Source organism: Rhizobium giardinii bv. giardinii H152 (genome assembly GCF_000379605.1).
Taxonomy (GTDB): domain Bacteria; phylum Pseudomonadota; class Alphaproteobacteria; order Rhizobiales; family Rhizobiaceae; genus Pararhizobium; species Pararhizobium giardinii.
This window is the reverse complement of the sequence record NZ_KB902713.1, coordinates 136,509-156,277: the sequence shown is the minus strand read 5'-3', so window position 1 is coordinate 156,277 and position 19,769 is coordinate 136,509. Positions and strand designations below refer to the sequence as shown.

General features: G+C 59.2%; 20 protein-coding genes. 1 reads left to right on the top strand and 19 read right to left on the bottom strand.

Annotation, left to right across the window (positions count from 1 at the left end; genetic code table 11):
* Nucleotides 1-320 precede the first annotated feature (320 nt).
* Nucleotides 321-1,142, top strand: a complete 822-nt coding sequence (locus A3AY_RS0127405) for an HpcH/HpaI aldolase/citrate lyase family protein (protein ID WP_018328873.1) — start codon at nucleotides 321-323, stop codon at nucleotides 1,140-1,142.
* Nucleotides 1,143-1,207: 65 nt separating this feature from the next.
* Here A3AY_RS0127405 and A3AY_RS0127400 read toward each other — a convergent pair whose 3' ends face one another.
* The 19 genes from A3AY_RS0127400 to A3AY_RS0127310 all read right to left on the bottom strand — a co-directional run bounded on the left by A3AY_RS0127400 (nucleotide 1,208) and on the right by A3AY_RS0127310 (nucleotide 19,764).
* Nucleotides 1,208-1,408, bottom strand: a complete 201-nt coding sequence (locus A3AY_RS0127400) for a hypothetical protein (protein ID WP_018328872.1) — start codon at nucleotides 1,406-1,408, stop codon at nucleotides 1,208-1,210.
* A gap of 66 nt (nucleotides 1,409-1,474) precedes the next feature.
* Nucleotides 1,475-2,962, bottom strand: coding sequence for an NAD-dependent succinate-semialdehyde dehydrogenase (locus A3AY_RS0127395; RefSeq protein ID WP_026203888.1), 1,488 nt, complete (start codon nucleotides 2,960-2,962; stop codon nucleotides 1,475-1,477).
* 23 nt (nucleotides 2,963-2,985) lie between these two features.
* Nucleotides 2,986-4,005, bottom strand: coding sequence for an ABC transporter permease (locus A3AY_RS0127390; RefSeq protein WP_018328870.1), 1,020 nt, complete (start codon nucleotides 4,003-4,005; stop codon nucleotides 2,986-2,988).
* Nucleotides 4,006-4,017: 12 nt separating this feature from the next.
* Entirely contained in the window at nucleotides 4,018-4,992 is a 975-nt protein-coding gene (locus tag A3AY_RS0127385) for an ABC transporter permease (RefSeq protein WP_015341892.1), read from the bottom strand.
* Nucleotides 4,989-6,542 (bottom strand): sugar ABC transporter ATP-binding protein, encoded by a 1,554-nt coding sequence (locus A3AY_RS0127380; RefSeq protein WP_018328869.1) that lies wholly within the window; start codon nucleotides 6,540-6,542, stop codon nucleotides 4,989-4,991. The genes A3AY_RS0127385 and A3AY_RS0127380 overlap by 4 nt, the downstream gene beginning before the upstream one ends.
* A 90-nt stretch (nucleotides 6,543-6,632) precedes the next feature.
* Nucleotides 6,633-7,799 (bottom strand): ABC transporter substrate-binding protein, encoded by a 1,167-nt coding sequence (locus A3AY_RS0127375; protein ID WP_026203886.1) that lies wholly within the window; start codon nucleotides 7,797-7,799, stop codon nucleotides 6,633-6,635.
* A gap of 26 nt (nucleotides 7,800-7,825) precedes the next feature.
* Nucleotides 7,826-8,722: an alpha/beta fold hydrolase gene (locus A3AY_RS0127370; RefSeq protein ID WP_007636581.1), complete on the bottom strand. Its 897-nt coding sequence runs from the start codon at nucleotides 8,720-8,722 to the stop codon at nucleotides 7,826-7,828.
* Complete coding sequence (locus A3AY_RS0127365; RefSeq protein WP_018328867.1) at nucleotides 8,719-9,102, bottom strand: hypothetical protein; 384 nt, start codon at nucleotides 9,100-9,102, stop codon at nucleotides 8,719-8,721. The genes A3AY_RS0127370 and A3AY_RS0127365 overlap by 4 nt, the downstream gene beginning before the upstream one ends.
* Before the next feature lie 79 nt (nucleotides 9,103-9,181).
* Complete coding sequence (locus A3AY_RS0127360) at nucleotides 9,182-9,610, bottom strand: carboxymuconolactone decarboxylase family protein (protein WP_026203885.1); 429 nt, start codon at nucleotides 9,608-9,610, stop codon at nucleotides 9,182-9,184.
* A 90-nt stretch (nucleotides 9,611-9,700) separates the two neighbouring features.
* A complete protein-coding gene (locus tag A3AY_RS0127355; RefSeq protein WP_018328865.1) occupies nucleotides 9,701-10,588 on the bottom strand; it encodes an NAD(P)-dependent oxidoreductase in 888 nt (295 codons plus the stop codon).
* An 88-nt stretch (nucleotides 10,589-10,676) separates the two neighbouring features.
* On the bottom strand, nucleotides 10,677-11,360 hold the full coding sequence (locus tag A3AY_RS0127350; protein ID WP_026203884.1) for a GntR family transcriptional regulator: 684 nt from the start codon (nucleotides 11,358-11,360) through the stop codon (nucleotides 10,677-10,679).
* 506 nt (nucleotides 11,361-11,866) lie between these two features.
* Nucleotides 11,867-12,784, bottom strand: coding sequence for a LysR substrate-binding domain-containing protein (locus A3AY_RS0127345; protein WP_018328863.1), 918 nt, complete (start codon nucleotides 12,782-12,784; stop codon nucleotides 11,867-11,869).
* Nucleotides 12,785-12,827: 43 nt separating this feature from the next.
* Nucleotides 12,828-14,444, bottom strand: coding sequence for a ribulokinase (locus A3AY_RS0127340; protein ID WP_026203883.1), 1,617 nt, complete (start codon nucleotides 14,442-14,444; stop codon nucleotides 12,828-12,830).
* Between the two features lie 8 nt (nucleotides 14,445-14,452).
* A complete protein-coding gene (gene araD / locus A3AY_RS0127335) occupies nucleotides 14,453-15,157 on the bottom strand; it encodes an L-ribulose-5-phosphate 4-epimerase AraD (protein WP_018328861.1) in 705 nt (234 codons plus the stop codon).
* 10 nt (nucleotides 15,158-15,167) lie between these two features.
* Nucleotides 15,168-16,142: an ABC transporter permease gene (locus A3AY_RS0127330; protein ID WP_018328860.1), complete on the bottom strand. Its 975-nt coding sequence runs from the start codon at nucleotides 16,140-16,142 to the stop codon at nucleotides 15,168-15,170.
* Nucleotides 16,135-17,670: a sugar ABC transporter ATP-binding protein gene (locus tag A3AY_RS0127325; RefSeq protein ID WP_018328859.1), complete on the bottom strand. Its 1,536-nt coding sequence runs from the start codon at nucleotides 17,668-17,670 to the stop codon at nucleotides 16,135-16,137. The genes A3AY_RS0127330 and A3AY_RS0127325 overlap by 8 nt, the downstream gene beginning before the upstream one ends.
* 59 nt (nucleotides 17,671-17,729) lie before the next feature.
* Nucleotides 17,730-18,800 (bottom strand): sugar ABC transporter substrate-binding protein, encoded by a 1,071-nt coding sequence (locus A3AY_RS0127320; RefSeq protein ID WP_018328858.1) that lies wholly within the window; start codon nucleotides 18,798-18,800, stop codon nucleotides 17,730-17,732.
* Between the two features lie 92 nt (nucleotides 18,801-18,892).
* Nucleotides 18,893-19,297 (bottom strand): cupin domain-containing protein, encoded by a 405-nt coding sequence (locus A3AY_RS0127315; protein ID WP_026203881.1) that lies wholly within the window; start codon nucleotides 19,295-19,297, stop codon nucleotides 18,893-18,895.
* Nucleotides 19,297-19,764 (bottom strand): cupin domain-containing protein, encoded by a 468-nt coding sequence (locus A3AY_RS0127310; RefSeq protein ID WP_004129736.1) that lies wholly within the window; start codon nucleotides 19,762-19,764, stop codon nucleotides 19,297-19,299. Before A3AY_RS0127310 ends, A3AY_RS0127315 begins: the two co-directional genes overlap by 1 nt.
* Between the last annotated feature and the right edge of the window lie 5 nt (nucleotides 19,765-19,769).

The following is a 19,769-nucleotide window of genomic DNA, read 5'->3' as shown; positions in this document are numbered from 1 at the left end:
AATAAGCATTCGGAAATGCCTCTCGATTTGGTTGAGCGGACACGACAGCTCGCAAGCGAACAGAGGATCAAACAAATACGATCGGTCAATTTCCCGAGCAAAGTTCTACGACAAGAGAGATGTACGCGATCCAGTGACGACATCGATGCTAGTTCATTCACTATCTACATTCGCGGACGGTACCTGGCAATTTGACCTCCAGAGCTTCGCCCCACTATTCGACATCGACGATTTTACAATAAACGCAGTCGGGACGGCGACAGCATGCGGCTGTGAAACCGCTCCGCTGACGCCCCAGTAACGATGGAAGCGCGCGCAAAATGGTGAACCTTTCTACAATTCGGGCGCCACTATTCGTCCCGGCCGATCGCCCTGAGCGGTTTGGAAAAGCTGCCTCGACAGGGGCCGACGCCGTGATTCTTGACCTTGAAGATGCGGTTGCCGTCGAGAGGAAGGAATTTGCGCGCGCATCCTTGACTGCTGAATTCACTGGTCTACCGATTATCGTCCGGATCAACGCCCTTGGAACGCCGTGGCATGCATCCGATGTAGCGGCGGTCGCCGCACTTGCGCCAGCGGCGGTCATGCTGCCTAAATCAGGCGACCCCTCGACAGTTCAGTCCGTGGGAGATGCGGTTGGGGTTCCTCTCATCGCGCTGATAGAAACCGCGCAAGGACTGGCCTCCGCAAGAATGCTTGCAGCCACACCCTGCGTGCGGCGCCTCGCTTTCGGATCGGTGGATTTCTGTGTCGATATCGGGATGGTCCATCTACGTGAAAACCTACTTCCGGTCCGCCTGGAACTGGTACTCGCATCGCGCTTGGCTTCTATCGCCGCCCCCATCGACGGCGTCACATTGCAACTGGACGACGACGCTTTCAGCCGTGATGATGCGGAGCATGCACGGTCTCTCGGCATGTCTGGCAAGCTGTGTATCCATCCCAAACAAGTCTCGGTCGTCAAGAATGCCTTTCTGCCGTCCGAGCAGGAAGTTGCCTGGGCACGCCGTGTTCTTACGTCAGCAGACGGCGCTACATCGATCGACGGTAGCATGGTAGATGAGCCGGTGCGTAGCCGCGCTCGGAGTGTCCTAGCGCTCGTGCCAACGATGACGCCGACTGATAAATCGTGGACAAAGTAATGGGAATAGTCGTCCGCTCACCGATAATGTGTTGGGTCCCGGCGCGCGTTGGGCCAACGCAAGCCTTAAGCAGACTGACCCACGACAAAGGCGAGTCCAGCGCCCGCCTCTCTCCGCACGTTCCGGCGTTCCATTGCCGTTCTGCCCTCGACATTCGCCTGGGCATCGTGATCGGCCGGGTCCTGCTCGCGGTCGACCGCCTCGTTTTGAAGGCTGCCGGCGCGGTCTTGGCCAAGAGTTTCCTCGCCTTCTGCAGAATGTGTCATCGGGCCTCCGCGACCAGCTCAAACATTGCGGGTGGCGAGCCTTAAGACCCGCCACCAACCGTTGGACTACGACTGTATACCGCCCATGCAGACGTATTTCATCGAAAGGAAGTCATCCATGCCGTATTTTGAGCCCTCGCGGCCGAACCCCGACTGCTTGACGCCGCCGAACGGTGCGACCTCCGTCGAGATCAGGCCGGTGTTGACGCCGACCATCCCGTACTCTAGGGCCTCTGTAACCTTCCAGACGTTTCGAAGGTCGTTGGCGTAGAAGTAGGCAGCGAGACCGAACTCGGTGTCGTTGGCCAGTTCAATGACCTCGTCCGTCGTCTCGAACCTGAAGACCGGGGCGAGCGGCGCAAAGGTCTCCTCTCGTGCGACCTTCATTTCCTTTGTGGCTTCCGAGAGAAGCGTCGGCTGGACGAAGGTGCCACCACGCTCGTCCCTTGCGCCGCCGACAACGACCTTCGCACCCTTACCGACCGCGTCGTCGATGTGGCTATAGAGCTTCGCCACTGCATCCTCGTTGATCAGCGGACCGATGGTTGCTCCATCCTCGAACCCGTCAAGAACCTTGAGGGCGGAAACCCGCGCCGCCAGTTTTTCTATGAAGCGGTCGTAGACCCCACTTTGAACGTAGAGACGGTTGGCGCAAACGCAGGTCTGGCCGGCATTGCGGAACTTGGATAGCATCGCTCCTTCCACGGCCTCGTCGAGGTCTGCATCGTCGAAGACGATGAAGGGAGCGTTGCCGCCAAGTTCGAGGCTGAGCTTCATGATCTTTTGTGCGCCCTGCGCCATCAGGATGCGGCCGACCTCGGTAGACCCTGTGAAGGTCAGCTTCTTGACGACGGGGTTTGAGCAGACTTCTTCACCGAACATCCGGGCGTTGTCTGTCGGCAGGACGCTGAACAGGCCGCCGGGTATTCCGGCGCGCTCAGCGAGGATTGCAAGAGCAAGGGCCGACAACGGAGTTTCGGCGGCCGGCTTGAAGATGATGGCGCAGCCGGATGCCAGCGCCGGGGCGATCTTGCGGCAGACCATGGCTGAAGGAAAGTTCCAGGGCGCGATGGCCGCCACCACGCCGACGGGCTGTTTGATGACAATCAGACGCTTGTCGGCCTGATGCCCCGGAATGGTGTCGCCGTAAACGCGCTTGGCTTCTTCCCCAAACCATTCGATGTAGGAAGCGCCATAGGCGATCTCGCCGCGTGCCTCGGCCAGAGGTTTGCCCATCTCGGACGTCAGGATGATCGCGAGGTCCTCGGTGTTGGCCGTGACGAGGTCGAAGAACTTCCGCATGACGCCGGCACGTTCCTTGCCCGATCGTGCGGCCCACTTTTTCTGGGCGAGTTTGGCGACGTCGATGGCTTCGCGGACGTCCTGGAGTCCTGCGCTCGGGAGGCTCGCGATCACGTCCCCGGTCGAGGGATTGTGGACGTGGATCGTCTTGCCGCTCGCTCCCTCTTTTCGCCAGTCGCCTCCTACCAGCATTTCCTCGCGTACCAGGGAGGGGTCCTTTAGGCGATCAAGTAGAGCGGTGGAGATAGCCATTGGTATTCCTTTCGATGCAACGTTCAAATCTGATTACGGATGTGCGGTGAGCGGGCGTAGATCGCGACCATGGGGACGATCAGCAGCCCTACGACGGCCTGTTGCGCCGGGAAACTCAGTCCCAGCCCGACGAGAAGCGAGGTCAGGACAGTAAGGACGAGGACGCCGAGGACCGTCGCTCCATAACCGCCGGCACCGCCTAGAAGAGATGTTCCGCCGATAACGACCGCCGCCACGGTGGTGAACAGGTAGGGGTCACCGACACCGACGAAACCGCCGCCGGAAAAACCGAGGAGCAGCATTCCGGTGAGTGCCGACATCGCCCCGCTGACGCTGTGGATCACTGTCCAGACCTTGAATTCCGAGATTCCGAGGCGGGCGGCGGCTGTGCGGCTCCCGCCAACAGCATAGAGGCTGCGGCCGAACCAGGTGTTGTGCATGATCCAGCCCAGAGCGACGGCAATGACAGCCCATATGACGATAACCGGTGGAAACGGGAGACCGAAGAATTTGCCGTTGAACGCCGAAAGGTTGCGAAGCCAGCCGGGGACGGGCGCAAAGACGGTACCGCCGAACTGCGACCCGAGCGAGGTGTAGATCTGGACCGCGCCGACGGCCGCGAAACCAAGGCCGAGCGACATGATCAGCGCCTGACCCTGCAGCCGGAAGCTGAGGGCGCCGTTGCAAGCCCCGACCAAAGTGCCAAGGACGAGCACGACGATCATGGCGACGGGCGCCGGAAGACCCGCCACCATGAGGCTTGGAAGCAGGATATTGGCGCCACCGATGATGTATGGGATGGAAAGATCCAGCGCTCCAACGAGCGCGCAGAGCGTCTGCCCGACAGAAGCCAGCCCAAGGAAAGCGGCGAGCAGGAGGATCGATCGGGCGTTCTGCGGCGACACGAAGCCCGGCACGAGCAGGGCTCCAAGAATGAGCAGACCCGCAAGGAGACAAAAGCCGATCGAAATACTCTTGTGCTTGCGCAGAGCGCTGGAACCTCCAGCCGCGCCGATTTCTGTGTTCAAGACAGTGGAGATCATTTCCTTACTCCCTCACGCGACAGTGCGGCGGCTGATGACGAAAACGTTCACGAGAAGCGATCCAACGAGGATCAGGCCAAAGGCCATTTGCGTGACGAAGCCGGAAACCGTACCGAAGTTGAAAGTGGACAGAAGATACGAGATGAGGAACATGTTGATCGCGCCGAGCGTCGAGCCGAGCGCACCGCCGCGCCCCCCGGAGAGACTGGCGCCGCCAAGGACCAGCGCCGTGACCGCTTGCAGCGTGTAGGTGCTGCCCTGGGTCGGGTCGCCGGACGAGATCAGCGCGGTGTAGCTCAATGCGGCCAGCCCGGCAAAAACGCCGCCGACCATATGGGCGATGATGCGCACGACGTCGACCTGCACACCGCTGGTATAGGCCATCCGCTCGTCGGCCCCTGTCATCCGCAGGTTGCGGTAAAACATCGTGCCCCTCAGGACGCCCCAGATTGCGAAAGCGCCAAGCAGAAGCAACAGGACAGGCGAAAACACGCTCGTTCCCGCGCCCCAGCTTAGCATCCAGTCTGGCGCGACACCGCCGGGACGCGACATGACCATAAGGTTGACGCCCGACAGAACGAGGAAACCGGAGAGCGTGACGATGATGGGCGCGACGCGCACGTAGATGATCACGAGCGCTTGCACCAACTGGAACGCCGCTCCCAATCCCACCGCCCAGGCAATGATGGCCACAGGGTGCGTGATGCCGTTGCCGACCAGCCACGTAATGAGCGTGACGTTGACGAAGCCCATCAGCGGTCCGACGGAAAGGTCCACGGCTCCGCGGCCCGCCATGACGATCGGTGTTATCGCGAGCGCGGTCAGGATCAGCGGCGTTGCAACCAGAATGGCTCCGGCCAGACCATTGTTCGTGAACAGACCTTGGCCCCGGAAGGCGACGGCGCAAAGGAGGACAAGGAAAAGCCCGGCCGGAACGTACAGCGAGCGGTCCTGTGTGACTTGACGGAAAGCGGTTGCAGACATCATGCGGTCCTTTCCAGATCGAAATCAACGGAAGCGTCCCGGGCTTTCCCGAACATAGCGGCGAGAATTGGTGCCTCGGCGATTTCCTCGCCGGTCAGGGATCGAAACAACGTTCCCCCGAAGAACACGTCGACGCGATCGGCAAACCCGATGAACTCCTCGATCTCACTCGACAGGTAGATGACACTGCCGCCTTTTTCAGCAAACAGGCGGAGTTCGCGGTAGAGGTCGCGCTTGGTGCCGAGATCGACGCCGCGGGCGGGGTCATTCAGGAGGATGACTTGGGGATCGTTTGCGAAGGCGCGCCCGATGAGCACCTTCTGTTGGTTGCCACCCGACAGTGAGGTGATCCTGTTCGACGGGCTGCCGATCTTGATGCGCAGACGATCCACTTCGCGCTTGAACATCGGTTTCAGCGTGGGCTTGCGGATCACACCCAGGGGGCCGAGCTTCTTCCTGTAGACACCGATGGCGAGGTTTTCGAAGATGCTTTGTTGCGGGAAAATACCCTCGCGCTTGCGGTCCCCGGAGACGTAGGAAACACCGAGGTTCGCAGCATCGTCGAGCGATCGCAGCGGGACCATCTTGTCCGTATCCACCGAGCGGACCTTCACCTCGCCACCGAACGGCTGGATGATGCCGGCCAAGGCGCGGATAAAAGCGTCCTGCCCCTGCCCATCAAGCCCGGCTACGCCGACGATGCTCCCCTTGGGAAGGTCGAAATCGAACAGGCGCGCCGACCGGTGCGCGGCGAGACCAGTCGCGGTCAGTATGAGAGGGGCCTCGAGCGCCTTCTTTCGGGAGGCGTATTCTGTCGCATCGCTGGCGCGCCGATCTGCCGGCGTCATCATGGACAGCAGGTTTTCCTCGGTAATCTCGTCTTTTCCGAGCGTACCGACAGTTATCCCATCACGCAGGATCGTCGCACGGTCGGCGATACGCACGAGTTCGGCGATCCGGTGGGTGACGATGAGGATCGTCGCGCCCTCGGCACGAAGGCGGTCGATTTCCGCATGGAGCCGGAGGGTCGAGTCGAGGTCGAGCGCGGCCGAAGATTCGTCGAGGATCAGCACCTGCGGCTTGCGAAGGATAGCCCGAGCGATGACGATCCACTGTTTGATGCTGAGCGGGAGGCTGCCTGCCAGCTGATCGAGGTCTACGGATTTTCCGACGAGCCGCGCCAGGATTTCAGCCGCTTCGGTCCGCCGATCGCCGGTCGACTGCGAACGAAAGACACCGTCCCGACCGACATAGAGGTTCTCGAACACGCTGGCCTCGTCGGCAACCAGGACTTCCTGGAAGATGGTGGTCAGGCCGACCCGCTTGGCGTCGACGGGCGAGGCAACCTTTTCACCCAGGATCGTGACCTTGCCTGCGTCCGGGTGCAAAACGCCCGACATGATCTTGGCCATCGTGCTCTTGCCGCTGCCGTTCTCGCCGACGATGGCGTGCACCTCTCCGGCGCGGGCCTCGAAGTCGCACTTCTTGAGTGCCCTCGTCTCCCCGAACGCCTTGGCGACATCTATCATTCTGACTGTTATCTCGCTGCCCATCGCAGACCTCCCACCCGCAACGTCCGCCAAGGCGGCTTTTACGATCATCCAAGGTCCCGCCCGGCGGTTAAGCCACCGGGCGGATCCGGCTTACTGGGCTACCGGCTTCCAGGGATCGGCAGGACGCTCGAAGTACTGGTCGGCAATCGCACTTGGGAACCATCCGTCCGCCTTCGGTTCGACGAAATCAGTCGAGTTCAAATCGCAATCCTCGGGGATCGCCGCGCGAACGTCATCGATTGTGAACGGCAGGACTGGGCGCAGGAAGGACTGTACCTTTGGCCCCTGCCCTTGGAGCGTACGAAGCATGATCTCCCACATCTGCTGCATCTCGCGGCGCGGCGGCCAGATATGGAAGCCGGCATCGATCCATTCTGGATTCTGGCGCCAGTAACATGCCGCCGAAGCCTCGCCACCCAGCGTAATCGGCACCATGTCACGGCCCGACTGGAGCATGGCGTTCAACACGCCGTTCTCCTGCGCGCCCTGTGTCAAAATACCGTCGATCTGCGTGGGGTTCGTCGCCAGGAATTTCTGCACCTCGACCTGTGCGACCTGGTCGGTCCACTTGCCAGCCACTTCGCCGACGATATTGATATCGGGATATTTTGCCAGCGCTTCTTTGGCGGCCTTGTCGAAGCTGTCGGATGAGGCGAAGCCAGGGATGCCCGACACCAGAAGCACGTTGCCTTTCTTGCCGATCTTTTCTGCAAGCCAGGTCGCCATCTCGCCGCCGCCCTGCGCGTGGTTGGCAGCGCCGTTGATCGCGTAAGGCGACGTCACGTATCCCGAAAACGAGAAGACAGGAACGCCTGCCTTATAGGCGTACTCGATCGTCTGGTTGAGAGCGGTGACGTTCGAGCAGCAGATGATGATGGCATCAACACCGTCATCAACCATCTGGCGCATTTGCTGAATCTGGACGGCGTCCTTGAGGTCGGACTGAGTGACCACGACTTCGGATACGAGCCCCGCTTCTTTGGAGCGCGGCAACAGGTCATTCATGACGGCATCGAGGGCCGCTGCGCGCCACGTGTTGCCGGCATAGCTACTGGCGTAGCCGATCTTCCACGGCGGCCCTTTCTTTGGCTTGAAGTCCTTATAGGCGCTCGCTCCGAGCGGAACCTGCGGGTCGACGACCTCGTAGATTTTCTTCTCGTTGGCGGGGAGCTGGTCGACGCCGTCAGCCCAGGCCGTGGTCGTCAGGGCGCTGACCGCAATCAGCGCCCCCATGGTTCCGGTTAAACTCCGTCTCATTGGATGCTCCTCCCAAGAGATTGTTTTCAGGCGACCTTCGCCCTGGTTGCGGATGCCTGCTGGATTTCCTCGAGGATCGGCAGCAGGTATTTTCTGAACTCGGTGTAGTCTTCAGTGACCGGGAAATGTCCGAGCTTCTCCATCGTCCAGAACTTGCTGCCCTTGACGAGATCGGCGGCGATCTTGGTGTCGGCCGGGGAGGTATTCGGATCGTATTCACCCGTCAGGAAGTACAGCATGCACCTCGACGTATCGATCTTGCTCGCTTCTTCGGGCGAGACGTTGTGGTCGTAGTAGTAATAATAGAGGTCACCTGCGAAGACGCCCGGACCGCCGCAGCTATATTCCCACTGGATTTCGCGGACATTGGCTTCTGGTGAATACGGCGAGATGTTGAGCATCATGGCCGCGCCGATGGAGGTACGATTGACGTTCGGGTTGTCGAATTCCTTCCTGATGCCTGCCATGCCGACATCGACATATTCGGCAGCCGAGCGCAGTGCCCCTTCGACAGAGATGGTCGCGCGGAAGTTGTCCGGGTAATTGGACGCCAGATCGATGGCGAGATGTCCGCCCATCGAGCTACCCATGTAAACGGGGCGGTCCAGACCAAGGGCCTTCGAGAGTTCCAGCTGGAAATCCATCATGAACTTCTTGGTCATGTTGTATTCCTTCTCCCACCAGCGAACGCCGTGCGGGGGAAGAGACTTCCCGTGATAGGGCAGGTCGAACGCGATGACGCGGAAGTTCTTGGTCACCTCTTCGTCGCAGAGCGTGTGGCGGTACTGGCGGCCGTCCGAGCCCGCCGTGTGACCGACAAGCAAGGGAATGCCCTCTCCGGCTTCCTCATAATAGACGCGATATTCGATGCCTTCGATCGTCAGGTAGACGTAACGGCCCGTGATCGGATCATGCCTGGTCATGCTGCTACTCCTTCCGGACGGGCTTCGCGCATCAGGTTCGTCATGCGATTGAGCGCAGGGAGATACGCGAAGGTTTCGTGATTGTTGCTGAGGTACAGACCGTGTTTGATATTCGACGACTGCAGGCATTGGTAAAATGGCTGCGGCTTCTTCTGGAGAAGCGCCTCCCACTGTTCACCCGTGCCCCGGATGACGATCTTGCACTCCTCGTCGTCGTAGGCGGCTTCTTCGACCTTCACCATCTTGCCGTCTTCAAAGTGAAGTGCGACGCTTCGGGTCGGAAAATCGCATTTGATAATGCCGTTGAGATAACGGGTTTCGCGCTTGAACTCGAAGTCCTCCAGCGCCAGTTTTTTGAACTTCTCGAGATCGATGGCCAAGTTCGGCTCCTCCCTAGTTAAAACGGCGCGGCCGATCCACGCCTTTCAAAATTTTCCGCCACGCCCAGCGGCGGCGGCTTCAGATGCCCATTTCGTTAAAGACCTCCTGGGCGTTTCTGAAGCTGTCAATGCCCGCCGGTACGCCGGCGTAGACCGCGACCTGCAGGAAAATCTCCTGAATTTCCTCCTTGGTGAGGCCGTTGTTGATCGCGCCGCGCACGTGGCCTTTGAGCTCATGCGGACGATTGAGAACAGAGATCATGCCAAGGTTCAGAATGGACCGCGCGCGCCTGTCGAGGCCTGGTCGGTTCCAGATCTCGTTCCAGCAATACTCAGTGACGAGCTGCTGCATAGGCCAGGTGAAGTCGGTCGCCTTACCGAGTGCTGCGTCGACATAGGCATCGCCCATGACTTCACGACGCGTCGCTAGCCCTTGAGCGAACTGTTTCGAAGGAATAGGCCGCTCCTTGCCGTGTGTTTTCACTTTCGCTTCTTTCGTTGCGGTCATTCGACAACGCTCCTAGCTTACTGTTTACGGCGAAATCGACTGATTATCAGACAATCTGTCTATTTCACCTGAACTCGCGAGTTTCCGAGGCTAATTGTGATCTTCGACGTATCGGATGATGCGGGTGTGGTCCTCGGAAGAGCCCAGCGCCTTCTGTGCAGCATCCCAGGCGTCTGCCGTGCTGGCGAGAGCATCGAGGCGAAGACCAAGCGTCTTGGCAAGATCGGCGGCGATGCGGATATCCTTGGCCATCAGGCCAATGGCAAATCCCGACCCGAACGTCTCAGAGAGGATGAACTGCTTCATCTTCACTTCGGTGGCATTGTTCTTTCCAGACGACGAGTTGAGAATATCGACGATCGTCGCCGGCTCCAGGCCGAAGGCACGTCCCAGAAGGACACCCTCGATCGCCGCCAGCACACCTGCACCGGATACGAAGTTGTTAATCGCTTTCATCGCATGACCCGAGCCAACTGGCCCCGTCCGGAACACCTGTTGTCCCACTGCCTTCAGCAGCGGCTCGGCCTCCTCGATATCAGCATCCTCCCCACCGGCCATGATTGTCAAGGTGCCAGAGACGGCGCGCTTGACGCCTCCGGAGACCGGGGCGTCAACCAGCCGAAGGCCACGCGAAGCAAGTTCGAGACCGAGTTCCCTTGTGTCATTTGGAGCAGACGAACTCATGTCGATGACGACGGCATTCTGCTTGAGGCCGCCACAGGCGTTTTCGCCCAGCAGCGCCTCGCGCACGATCTTGCCGTTCGGAAGCATGGTGATCACGAAACTGGCCCCGACCATGGCGTCAGAAATCGTTTCGGCGGCTCGCCCGCCCGCATCATCGAGCTTTATCCTGGCCTCTTTCGAGAGGTCGAAACCGACGACGTCGAAGCCTGCCGAAATGAGATGTTGAGCCATAGGTTGGCCCATCGCGCCCAGCCCTATAAAGGCCACGCGCGTTGCGTTGAGTGTCGATGACATTTTTTCCTCCGGACGTGTGCGAGCAATGAAACCCGCCTTCCTTCAGAGAGGATTAAAAAGATTATCAGACAATCTGTCAATCGAAATTTTAAGATTCTGGCGCTGCGTTCTTCCGCAGGTATTCAAGTGCGACCTTCGCAGCCTGGTCGATATGGAATTTGCAGGCCGCCGCCGCCAACGGCCCGTTGCGATTCTGGATTGCGTTCGCAATATCCTTGATTTCGGCAATGCTGTGCGCAAGCCGTCCCGGTTGCGTCATGGTTGTCATTCGAAGGAGATTGATCCGATTGTGCAGAGCTGTCAGCATTTGCCTTACGAACACGTTTTTGCTGCCGTCCATCAAACAGTTGTAAAACGCGTTTTTCGCATCTATGAGCCGCGCACCGACGCCACTTTCGGCGGCAGCTTCGAATTCGACCACCGCAGCTTGAAGTGTCGTTATGTCGGCGGCGGTGCCATGCTCGGCGAACTGCTGGCCCGCGAATCCTTCAAGAAGAGCCCGAACAGTATAGAGTTGCTGCGCTTCCTCGTAGGTGATCGTACTGACGACCGGTCCCTTATGGGGATAGCTTGTGATGATGCCTTCAGCTTCGAGCTGTCGCATTGCCTCGCGAACCGAGGTCCTGCCGACGCCCAGCATTTCGCAAAGTTCGCGCTCTACCAGTCGCTGGCCGGGCTTAAATCGCCCACTGGCTATCGCCTGACGTAGAGTCTCCTCAACTTTTACGCGCAAAGTCGCACTCTGTCTGGATATCTGTAGGTCCGTCTGCATCGCCCGCCAACACCTGTAATCGGCTCACGCCGCGCTAAATCATTCTCTACATATGGAGGCATTCGCTCTTAATATCAATCCAGATTGTCTGAGAGCTGCCAGTCTCAGTTGATCCTTTCGCGATAGCTTTGCCTGCTCGTGTGTATAGTCAATTAGAAGAGACAGAAGCGGGTGCAGAGCGAAGCCGTGGCGACACCGCATTCGCATCGGCTCATAGTGTCAGACAGCCGTAGACTTGCGGACTCTTAGATCTAAGGTCGCGGATGGCGCGGCCCGGAGCGGGATCCGACACGCTCCTAAAGCTGTGGCATTGAGGCCGTCAGCGCATACACTGGTGATGAAGGACTGAAGACGGCGCATATCGCGCTCGGTGGCCGCTCGCCTCGCAATCACAAAAACTACGAAAAAAATTGCGAGGCATGGCTAAGATCGAAAGTTGGGCATCACGCATATTGCTGTCTCGGCGTCTGAACGCCGGGCGATCTTGCTGCCCGTCAGAGGTTCGATCAGCCTCGCGCCCGCATTTCAGCCGAGGCAGCGTCTTCAAGCCATACATTTTCCAGCCATTGCTTGAACGCGTTGACCTTTTCCGACCTGAGCCGCGAGCGGACATATGTGAGCGTGTGGCAACGGAGGTTGGGGCCCGTCATTCCGAATGGAAGGACGAGGTTACCTCTTTCCACATCCCGTTGAAGAAGCCGGTAGCTCTCGAGGCACACGCCGCGTCCTTCGACAGCGGTTGCGATCGCCATGAATGCGTCGCGAAATCGAGAGCCGCGATTGACGTCAATCGCCAAGCCGTGGTCCTTCGCCCATTGCTGCCAGCTGTAAAGCGTCTGCTCCGACTTGATGAGGGTATGGCCCACCAGGTCGGATGGCTTGCGTATGGGCCGCTCGCCATTAGCGACCTCGGGAGAGCAGGCTACGACGATTGTCTCAAGGGGGAACTCCTCCGCCGCAATAGAGCCCAGTCGAGGAACGCTACCGTAGCAGATATCGACATCGACCGAGCCATCGGACAATTTTGCAGGGTCCGATGTCGAAAGAAGCCTGATTTCGAACGAGGGATACAACTCCTCGAACCGAGGCAATCTTGGCATAAGCCATAGCGAAGCCAGGCTTGAAGCGCAGCCAACGCTCAGGACGTCGACGCTGTTGCGCCGGCAAACCTCATCGGTCGCCTGCTCAATCATCGAAAGCGCTTCTGAAAGATCACGGTGGTATCGCTCGCCAATCTCGGTGAGAGACACGTTTCTTCCAATGCGGTGAAAGAGCTTTTCCCCAAGGTCTTCTTCCATCAGTCTGATCTGGTGGCTGATCGCCGACGGCGTAAGCTGTAACTGGGCAGCCGCCTCCAGAAATGACGCCTTTCTGCCGGCTGCGACAAACGACTGTATTGCACGAATGGATGGAAGTGACGTCATAACGTCCTCGATCCATAGCAATCTGATCTAAGAGCGCAACGGGTCATAGCAATGCCATCTTCCGCGCGGAACGGTGGCCAAACTCGGATCGAATACTCTCACCTGCAGCAATCCGCTTGATGTCTCCGAGAACTTGCGAGAAGTCTCCGAGGCTTGAGGTGCCAAAGCCCATATAGACCTGCTTGAACAGTTGGTAGAGGGTCTCATAACGTCCGCGCGTGCTCGGATCGGGCTCAAACTTTCTGTAGCCCACGCACATAGCTGCCTGAGCGCTCTCGATCGATCCATGATCTTTGGACGCAAGAGCGGCGAATATTCCCGAACCGAGACCCGTCGGGATACCGTCAGGGACCAATATCGGCTTGCCTATGACATTGGCATAGATTTGATTGAGGATGTCGTTCCTTTGCGGGATACCTCCCCCATTGATGACGCGGTTGACCGGAACGCCGTGTTGCTCCATCCGCTCCAGGATAACCCGTGTGTGGAAAGCCGTTCCTTCAATCGCGGCGTACAGTTCGTCCTGTGCGGTATGGCCGAGATGCCAGCCAAGCGTCATTCCACCAAGATCAGAGCGGACGAGAACCGTCCGGTCCCCATTGTCCCAGGGGAGACGCATCAGACCGGTCTTTCCGCCTTCGATGCTTTCGAGGCCTTCAGCGAGTTTGGACACCGTTGTGCCCGCACGTCGTGCAATTGCATCGAACAGGTCGCCGGTCGCAGACAGGCCCGCCTCAACTCCTACAAGGTCTGGATGGGCACTCCCTGGGACGACGCCGCAAACACCAGGGATGAGTCTCACACGTTCACTCACTGCAATGATACAGGTCGACGTACCGATGACATTGACGACGTCCCCCAGACGGCAGCCAGCGCCAATTGCATCCCAATGGGCATCAAACGCACCCGTGGGAACTGGGATCCCGGGGGTTAGGCCGAGTCGTTCGCCCCAGTATGTGCTGAGCCCACCTGCGATCGAAGCAGAAGTCTGATATGTTCCGCCAATCTTCTCGCGCACGCCGTCGAAAAGCGGATCGACGCGGGACAAGAAAGCCTGCGAGGGCAAGCCACCCCATTTCGGGTTCCACATCCACTTGTGTCCCATCGCGCAGACGCTGCGCACCATGCGAGCCGTGTCGGTCACCCCAGTGAGGACCGCGGCAGCCATGTCGCAATGTTCCACGGCGGTCCCGAAGCGTTCGCGCTGGACGGGGTTGTGGCGCATCCAGTGGAGAAGCTTGGCAAAGCCCCATTCGTGGGAATAGGTCCCCCCGCACCATTCAATCGCCTCGATATGCATGTCGTGCGCCATGGCCGTTATTTCCTCGGCTTCCGCTTTGGCGCGGTGGTCACACCAGAGGTAGTAGTCCCCCAAAGGCTGCATATTTTTGTCGACAGGCAACACCGAGGACCCCGTCGTGTCGACCGCAATCGCACGGATCTCCTTGGAATCTACGCCACATTCGTCGGTCACTCGATGCATCGCCAGCACAAGCGCTTCCATATGATCGACGTGGGCCTGGGTTGCCAGGTCGGGATCGGAACGACGCCGCTCGAGAGGATATTCCGCGACGCAGGTTCCCAGAGAACCCTTCTCAGAATCAGCCAGCGTTACCCGCACGCTCAAGGTTCCAAAATCAACACCTGCTACAATCGACATGATAAACCCTACTTGGAACCGTCTGGCTGGCCGTAGGTCGCCGACTGGCCATGCTTGCGTTGATAGTGGCGGTCCAGCAACGCGCCGGAAATTTCTGGATCGTCCTGGTTCAGCTGCCGGGAGTGGAAGGCAATCTTGGCGACAGCCTCGAGCATCTCCGCGTTATGAACGGCGTCGCCTGCGTCCTTGCCCCAGCAGAAGGGACCGTGATCGTTAACCAGGGCTGCGGGGACGGAGAGCGGGTCATTGTTTCCGAGTGCCTCGACGATGACCTTGCCCGTGTTGCAAACGTAACCGTCTTTGATTTCGTCGTCGCGCAGCTTGCGAGTGACGGGGATCGTTCCGTTGAAATAGTCCGCATGGGTCGTTCCCATGGCAGGAATTCCCCGGCCGGATTGGGCCCACACCGTCGCGAAGAACGAGTGCGTGTGGACCACGGCACCGATAGACTTGAAGCTCTTGTAGAGTTCCAGGTGCGTATCGAGATCAGACGATGGCCGCAGCGTGCCCTCTAGGATATTGCCGTCGAGGTCGGTTACAACGATGTCCGCGACCTGCATTGCACTGTAGGAAACGCCACTCGGCTTGATGGCGACAACACCCTTCTCGCGGTCGATAGCGCTGACGTTTCCGAACGTCGAGATGACAAGGCCGCTGTCGTAGAGTGCGGCATTTGCATCAAGAACGGACTTGCGGAGCTCGGAATATTTCATCATCGTCTCCTCAGGCCTTTTGGCGGCGACTGAAACGATCGGCTGCCACGGCGATCAGGATGATCGTGCCGATCACGACCTGGTGCCAGAAGGTGTTCACGTTGAGCAGGTTGAGCGCGTTGCGGACGACCGCCATCAAAACGGCACCCACGGCGGTTCCAAAAAGAGTGGCGCGTCCGCCAGACAAACCCGTTCCGCCGATAACGACGGCGGCGATGACATCTAGCTCGTACCCCTGGCCGGCTTCAGGCATGGCGGCTTCAAGGCGCGAGGTGAGCAGAACGCCCGCGAAGGCCGACAAAACCCCGACCAGTACGTAAACGGCGATCTTGACCTTGTCCGTGGGGATGCCGACCAGCCGGGCAGCGTCCGGATTGCTGCCGATCGAGAGAACGAAACGGCCGAAACGCGTGTAATACAGAACGTAGAAGGCGATCGCGAAGACGATAGCGGTCAGAATGACCGGAACGGGAACACCGCCGACATAGCTCTGGCCGATCATTCGGAAGGCGGGGTCGGAGGCGCCCACGATCGGAATACCCTGAGTGTAGACCAACACGATACCGCGGCTGATGACCATGATGGCCATTGTGGCGATAAAGTCGGTGATCCCGACCTTGGTGATCAGGATGCCGTTCACCAGTCCGATCACCGCACCGACCGCAATCCCCCCTGCGCATGCCAGGGGAACGGGATAGCCAAGCACAATCAGGTTTGCGGTCACAAGGCCGCTAAGCGCGAGTGTCGAACCGACGGAGAGGTCGATGCCCCGCATCCCGATCACAAAGGTTGCTCCAAACGCGATCACGGCGATGGGGACAGCCTGACGAAGAACGTCAGTCAAGTTGCCGAAGGTGAAAAACCGCGGAGCGGCAAAGCCGAGCGCCACCAGAAGAACGACGAAGGCCAGGTAAACGCCGGCATTGCCGCCGCCGCGAGCGAGCGTAAGGGGCGAGCGCAGGCGTGTAGCTGCAATATCAGCCATGGGTACCTCCCTGAAGATGATGGCCTTGCGGCGGCCTTACCGAATGAAGAGCGAGTGTTTCTTCCTTGGAGGTCGCCGCATCGACGACCGCCGAGATCCGTCCTTCGAACATGACCGCGACCCGGTGACACAGTCCAAGCAGTTCCGCGTTGTCGGCGGACACCACGATGACAGCACAGCCGTCTTTCGCAGCAGCCTGGATGAGGGTGTAGACCTCGGCTTTGGCACGCACGTCGACGCCACGCGTTGGCTCCTCAAGCATTAGCACCTTTGGCTGGGTGAGCAGCCAGCGAGCAAGCATGACTTTTTGCTGGTTACCGCCGCTCAGCGATGTGATGTCGGCAGCGGCGCCATCGCATTTCACGCCGAGCTTCGAGATGTAGCCGGAGGCAATCTCGCGCTCCTTTTTCGGCATCAACGTGATTTTGCCGAGCGTTCGAAGGTTGGCGATCGAGAGGTTCCAGCCGACATTATGTTGTGGGAAAATCCCCTCGGTTTTACGTTCGGCGGGCAAGAAGGCGACGTGTTGACGAATAGCGTCAGTCGGGTCCGAAATTGCCGCTTGCTTTCCGTCGATCAGAATCGAGCCGGTATCATGAGGGATCTGCCCGAAGATCGCCCGCAGAAGCGCGCTCTTGCCTGATCCTTCCAGGCCAGTGACGCCGAGGATTTCACCCTTGGCTACGGAGAAGGTGATGTCGTCGAAGACACCCCTTTTCGTCAAACCGCGAACGTCCAACGAGGGTTCGGACCTTGCCGGGACGCGGGGAGGAAACTGTTTTGCGAGAGAACCGCCGATCATCGCACCGACGACCTTGTCTACGTCGAGGTCCGATACGGGCAGGTCCGCGACCGTGCCGCCATCGCGCAGGACCATCACGCGGCTGACGATGCCGAGGAGTTCCTGGATTCGGTGAGACACATATATGAGAGCTTTGCCTGCCTGCTGAAGCTTCTTGATGATGGCGAACAGCTGTTTGCGTTCGACCTCCTCGAGCGCTTCGGTCGGCTCGTCCATGATGATGATATCGGCATTGCTGCTGATGGCTTTGGCGATCTCGATCATCTGCCGATGCGAGAGGCTGAGCTCTCGAACTGGCCTGTCGAGAGGCACGTCCACACCTAACTCGCCCTTCAGGATACGCGAGGCGGCTGCCCGCATGGCTGAATGGTCAAGCGGCGATGCACTTAAGCGCCCGCGGCGCAGCTCCCTGCCAGCGAATATGTTTTCGGCGGCGTCAAAGTCCGGAAACAGGCTCAGTTCCTGGTAGATGATCGCGATGCCTGCCCTGGACCCGTCTTTGGGAGTGTTCAGATCGACCACCTTACCTCTGACAGCAATGGTGCCTTCGTCGCGCGCATATGCACCGGAGAGGATTTTCATCAGCGTCGACTTGCCTGCGCCGTTCTCGCCGACCAGGCCGAGAACCTCGCCGGGATTGAGTACGAGGTCGATGCCATCAAGCGCCTTCGTGTTGCCGAAGCGTTTGGCGATGCCTTTCATCTCGAGCAGCGGAGCGTTTGTCATTCAGGTCGCCCTTTTTGAGTGGACGGCCCCGCGCAAGGCAGGGCCGCGTATTGTCACGTCTACTTCTCCTGAACGTAGACGTAGTCGTTCTGATCGAAGGTCTTGATGTTCTTCGCATCGTAGGTTTTGGGCGCCACGAAGATCTTCTTCGGCAGGGCGTTGCCCTTCATCGCGAACTCATCCACCGCTCGAATGATGTTGCGACCTTCTTCCTTGGCCCCGGTGTCGACCGTTGCTGCAAAGTCGCCGGTGAGGATCGCGTCGTTGGCTTCCTTCATATTTTCGTAGCCGACGATCGCCACCTTGCCGTTCAGCCCCTTAGCCTTGAGGGCCTGCAGACCGCCAAGGGCCATCTCGTCGTAGAGCGCGACGAGGACTTCGATGTCGGGGTTGGCGGTGAACATGTTTTCGGTCACCGACAGGCCCTGGGCACGAACCCAGCCAGCCGGCTGCTGAGCGACGATTTTGAAGTTGGGATGCTTCGAGATGATCTCGTTGAAGCCCTTCATGCGCTGGCTCGTATGCGGACCGGGCAGGCCCTCCAGTATCCCGAGCTTGACTTCCTTGTCGCCATAGGTGTCAACCAGCCACTGAGCCTGCGCACGACCGCCGTCACTCTGGTCGTAGCCAATATCGCTGACATAATATGGATTATCGGCGACGGGTGAGTTGAAGAGGAAGATCGGAATGCCCGCCTCGGTCGCGCGCCGGATCGAGGGGAGCAATGCGCCTTCGTTGTATAGGGCAACCGCGATCGCATCGACACCGTCGTTGATCCAGGCTTCCATCGTCCTGATCTGGTCGTCCGTGGCAGACTGGCTGCTCGGAGCCTGCACGAGAAGCTGGATAGCGCCGTCGCCACCGCGCTTGTCGATCTCTTCTTTCACGCCGGCTAGAACACGCTGATAGTAGGTGTCCATCGCCGTCGGCAGGAAGCCGACCTTGAGCGGGCGGTTATCCTTTTTAACAGGTTTCACTTCTTGGCCTGTAGGCTTGATGTCCTTGTCCATCAAGATGCCAGGAAACACCTTCGAATAGTCCGCCTGCTCTGCAAGCGCTGGGCTGAAGGAAAGCGAAGCGGTGAGCCCGAGAGCAGCACCGAAGATTAACGTCCGTCTGAAAATTGTCACATGATCCTCCCTGGTGGTGACAAGACAAAGCTTTCCCATCCGCGGAACGCGTCCGCGGCGAAACTTGGCAAACTGAGATTCAAATCTTCGGCTTACAGTCCCGGTGCGATCGTAAAGACCACCCGGATCGGGTTTGAGCCGTAGTTTAAGCACTGGTAGCTGATGCCGCCCGGCAGGAAGAAAGACTCCCCGTCACGGATGTGAAAGGTTTCGTCCGTATCCGCCAAATAGAAGGTCGCGGGGCCTTGCAGGACGTAGAAGACTGCGTCCCCTTCATGGCTGTCGGGTTCGCTCGCGCGCGGTCCAACGCCGCCCACAGGGATAGTCAGTTCTCCGACATGCATGTAATCGCTGCTGACGCAGAACTGGACAAGAACGGGATGATCACGGCCGGAGACGATGTTCAGACGATCGCTTTTGGCGACTTTTACAAGGTCGCCCCTCTTGCGCGCCTGTGCGCCGTCTACCGGATAGGTTCCGAGTTTCTCGAGGCTCATCACGCTCTCCCTTCGTGCTTATAGAGGCGCGTCGGCCCGTCATAACCAGTCGGAGGTCCATTCTCGTCCCAGATACGGGGTGCGATGCAAAACAGGATAACTGCAGCCTTGTCGCTGAAGTTATAGCCCCGATGCGGGGCGCCCTTGGGGATGAGCACCGCGTCACCGGGTCCGAGTTCCTCGGTCTGCCCGGTTTCGGGGTTTAGGAGATGCACGACACCTTCGAGGACATAGTACACCTCGTCACCCGCGTGAATATCGGCCGGGTCGAAGTTGCTTCCCGGTGCGAGCTGATAGATGCCAGTCGTCTGCTGGTCAGTGCTGGCGAGCAGGTAGTTGAGGTCGCTGGAATACGGCTTCGTCCCCGTATAGATGAACATCTTGTAGCTATCGCGCGTCAGATGGACAGGCTTCTTCTCACTGGGCGGATGTGGGAAATTGCCGAAGTAGCTTGGCAGTTTTGGCATTTCAG

Excerpts from the sequence above, each read along its gene's own strand:
- A3AY_RS0127390 (WP_018328870.1), bottom strand. The coding sequence starts at position 4,005 with ATGATCTCCACTGTCTTGAACACAGAAATCGGCGCGGCTGGAGGTTCC.
- A3AY_RS0127360 (WP_026203885.1), bottom strand. The coding sequence starts at position 9,610 with ATGACCGCAACGAAAGAAGCGAAAGTGAAAACACACGGCAAGGAGCGG.
- A3AY_RS0127355 (WP_018328865.1), bottom strand. The coding sequence starts at position 10,588 with ATGTCATCGACACTCAACGCAACGCGCGTGGCCTTTATAGGGCTGGGC.
- A3AY_RS0127380 (WP_018328869.1), bottom strand. The coding sequence starts at position 6,542 with ATGGGCAGCGAGATAACAGTCAGAATGATAGATGTCGCCAAGGCGTTC.
- A3AY_RS0127405 (WP_018328873.1), top strand. The coding sequence starts at position 321 with ATGGTGAACCTTTCTACAATTCGGGCGCCACTATTCGTCCCGGCCGAT.
- A3AY_RS0127310 (WP_004129736.1), bottom strand. The coding sequence starts at position 19,764 with ATGCCAAAACTGCCAAGCTACTTCGGCAATTTCCCACATCCGCCCAGT.
- A3AY_RS0127350 (WP_026203884.1), bottom strand. The coding sequence starts at position 11,360 with ATGCAGACGGACCTACAGATATCCAGACAGAGTGCGACTTTGCGCGTA.
- A3AY_RS0127315 (WP_026203881.1), bottom strand. The coding sequence starts at position 19,297 with ATGAGCCTCGAGAAACTCGGAACCTATCCGGTAGACGGCGCACAGGCG.
- A3AY_RS0127375 (WP_026203886.1), bottom strand. The coding sequence starts at position 7,799 with ATGAGACGGAGTTTAACCGGAACCATGGGGGCGCTGATTGCGGTCAGC.
- A3AY_RS0127400 (WP_018328872.1), bottom strand. The coding sequence starts at position 1,408 with ATGACACATTCTGCAGAAGGCGAGGAAACTCTTGGCCAAGACCGCGCC.
- A3AY_RS0127325 (WP_018328859.1), bottom strand. The coding sequence starts at position 17,670 with ATGACAAACGCTCCGCTGCTCGAGATGAAAGGCATCGCCAAACGCTTC.
- A3AY_RS0127340 (WP_026203883.1), bottom strand. The coding sequence starts at position 14,444 with ATGTCGATTGTAGCAGGTGTTGATTTTGGAACCTTGAGCGTGCGGGTA.
- A3AY_RS0127345 (WP_018328863.1), bottom strand. The coding sequence starts at position 12,784 with ATGACGTCACTTCCATCCATTCGTGCAATACAGTCGTTTGTCGCAGCC.
- A3AY_RS0127370 (WP_007636581.1), bottom strand. The coding sequence starts at position 8,722 with ATGACCAGGCATGATCCGATCACGGGCCGTTACGTCTACCTGACGATC.
- A3AY_RS0127385 (WP_015341892.1), bottom strand. The coding sequence starts at position 4,992 with ATGATGTCTGCAACCGCTTTCCGTCAAGTCACACAGGACCGCTCGCTG.
- A3AY_RS0127330 (WP_018328860.1), bottom strand. The coding sequence starts at position 16,142 with ATGGCTGATATTGCAGCTACACGCCTGCGCTCGCCCCTTACGCTCGCT.
- A3AY_RS0127395 (WP_026203888.1), bottom strand. The coding sequence starts at position 2,962 with ATGGCTATCTCCACCGCTCTACTTGATCGCCTAAAGGACCCCTCCCTG.
- araD (WP_018328861.1), bottom strand. The coding sequence starts at position 15,157 with ATGAAATATTCCGAGCTCCGCAAGTCCGTTCTTGATGCAAATGCCGCA.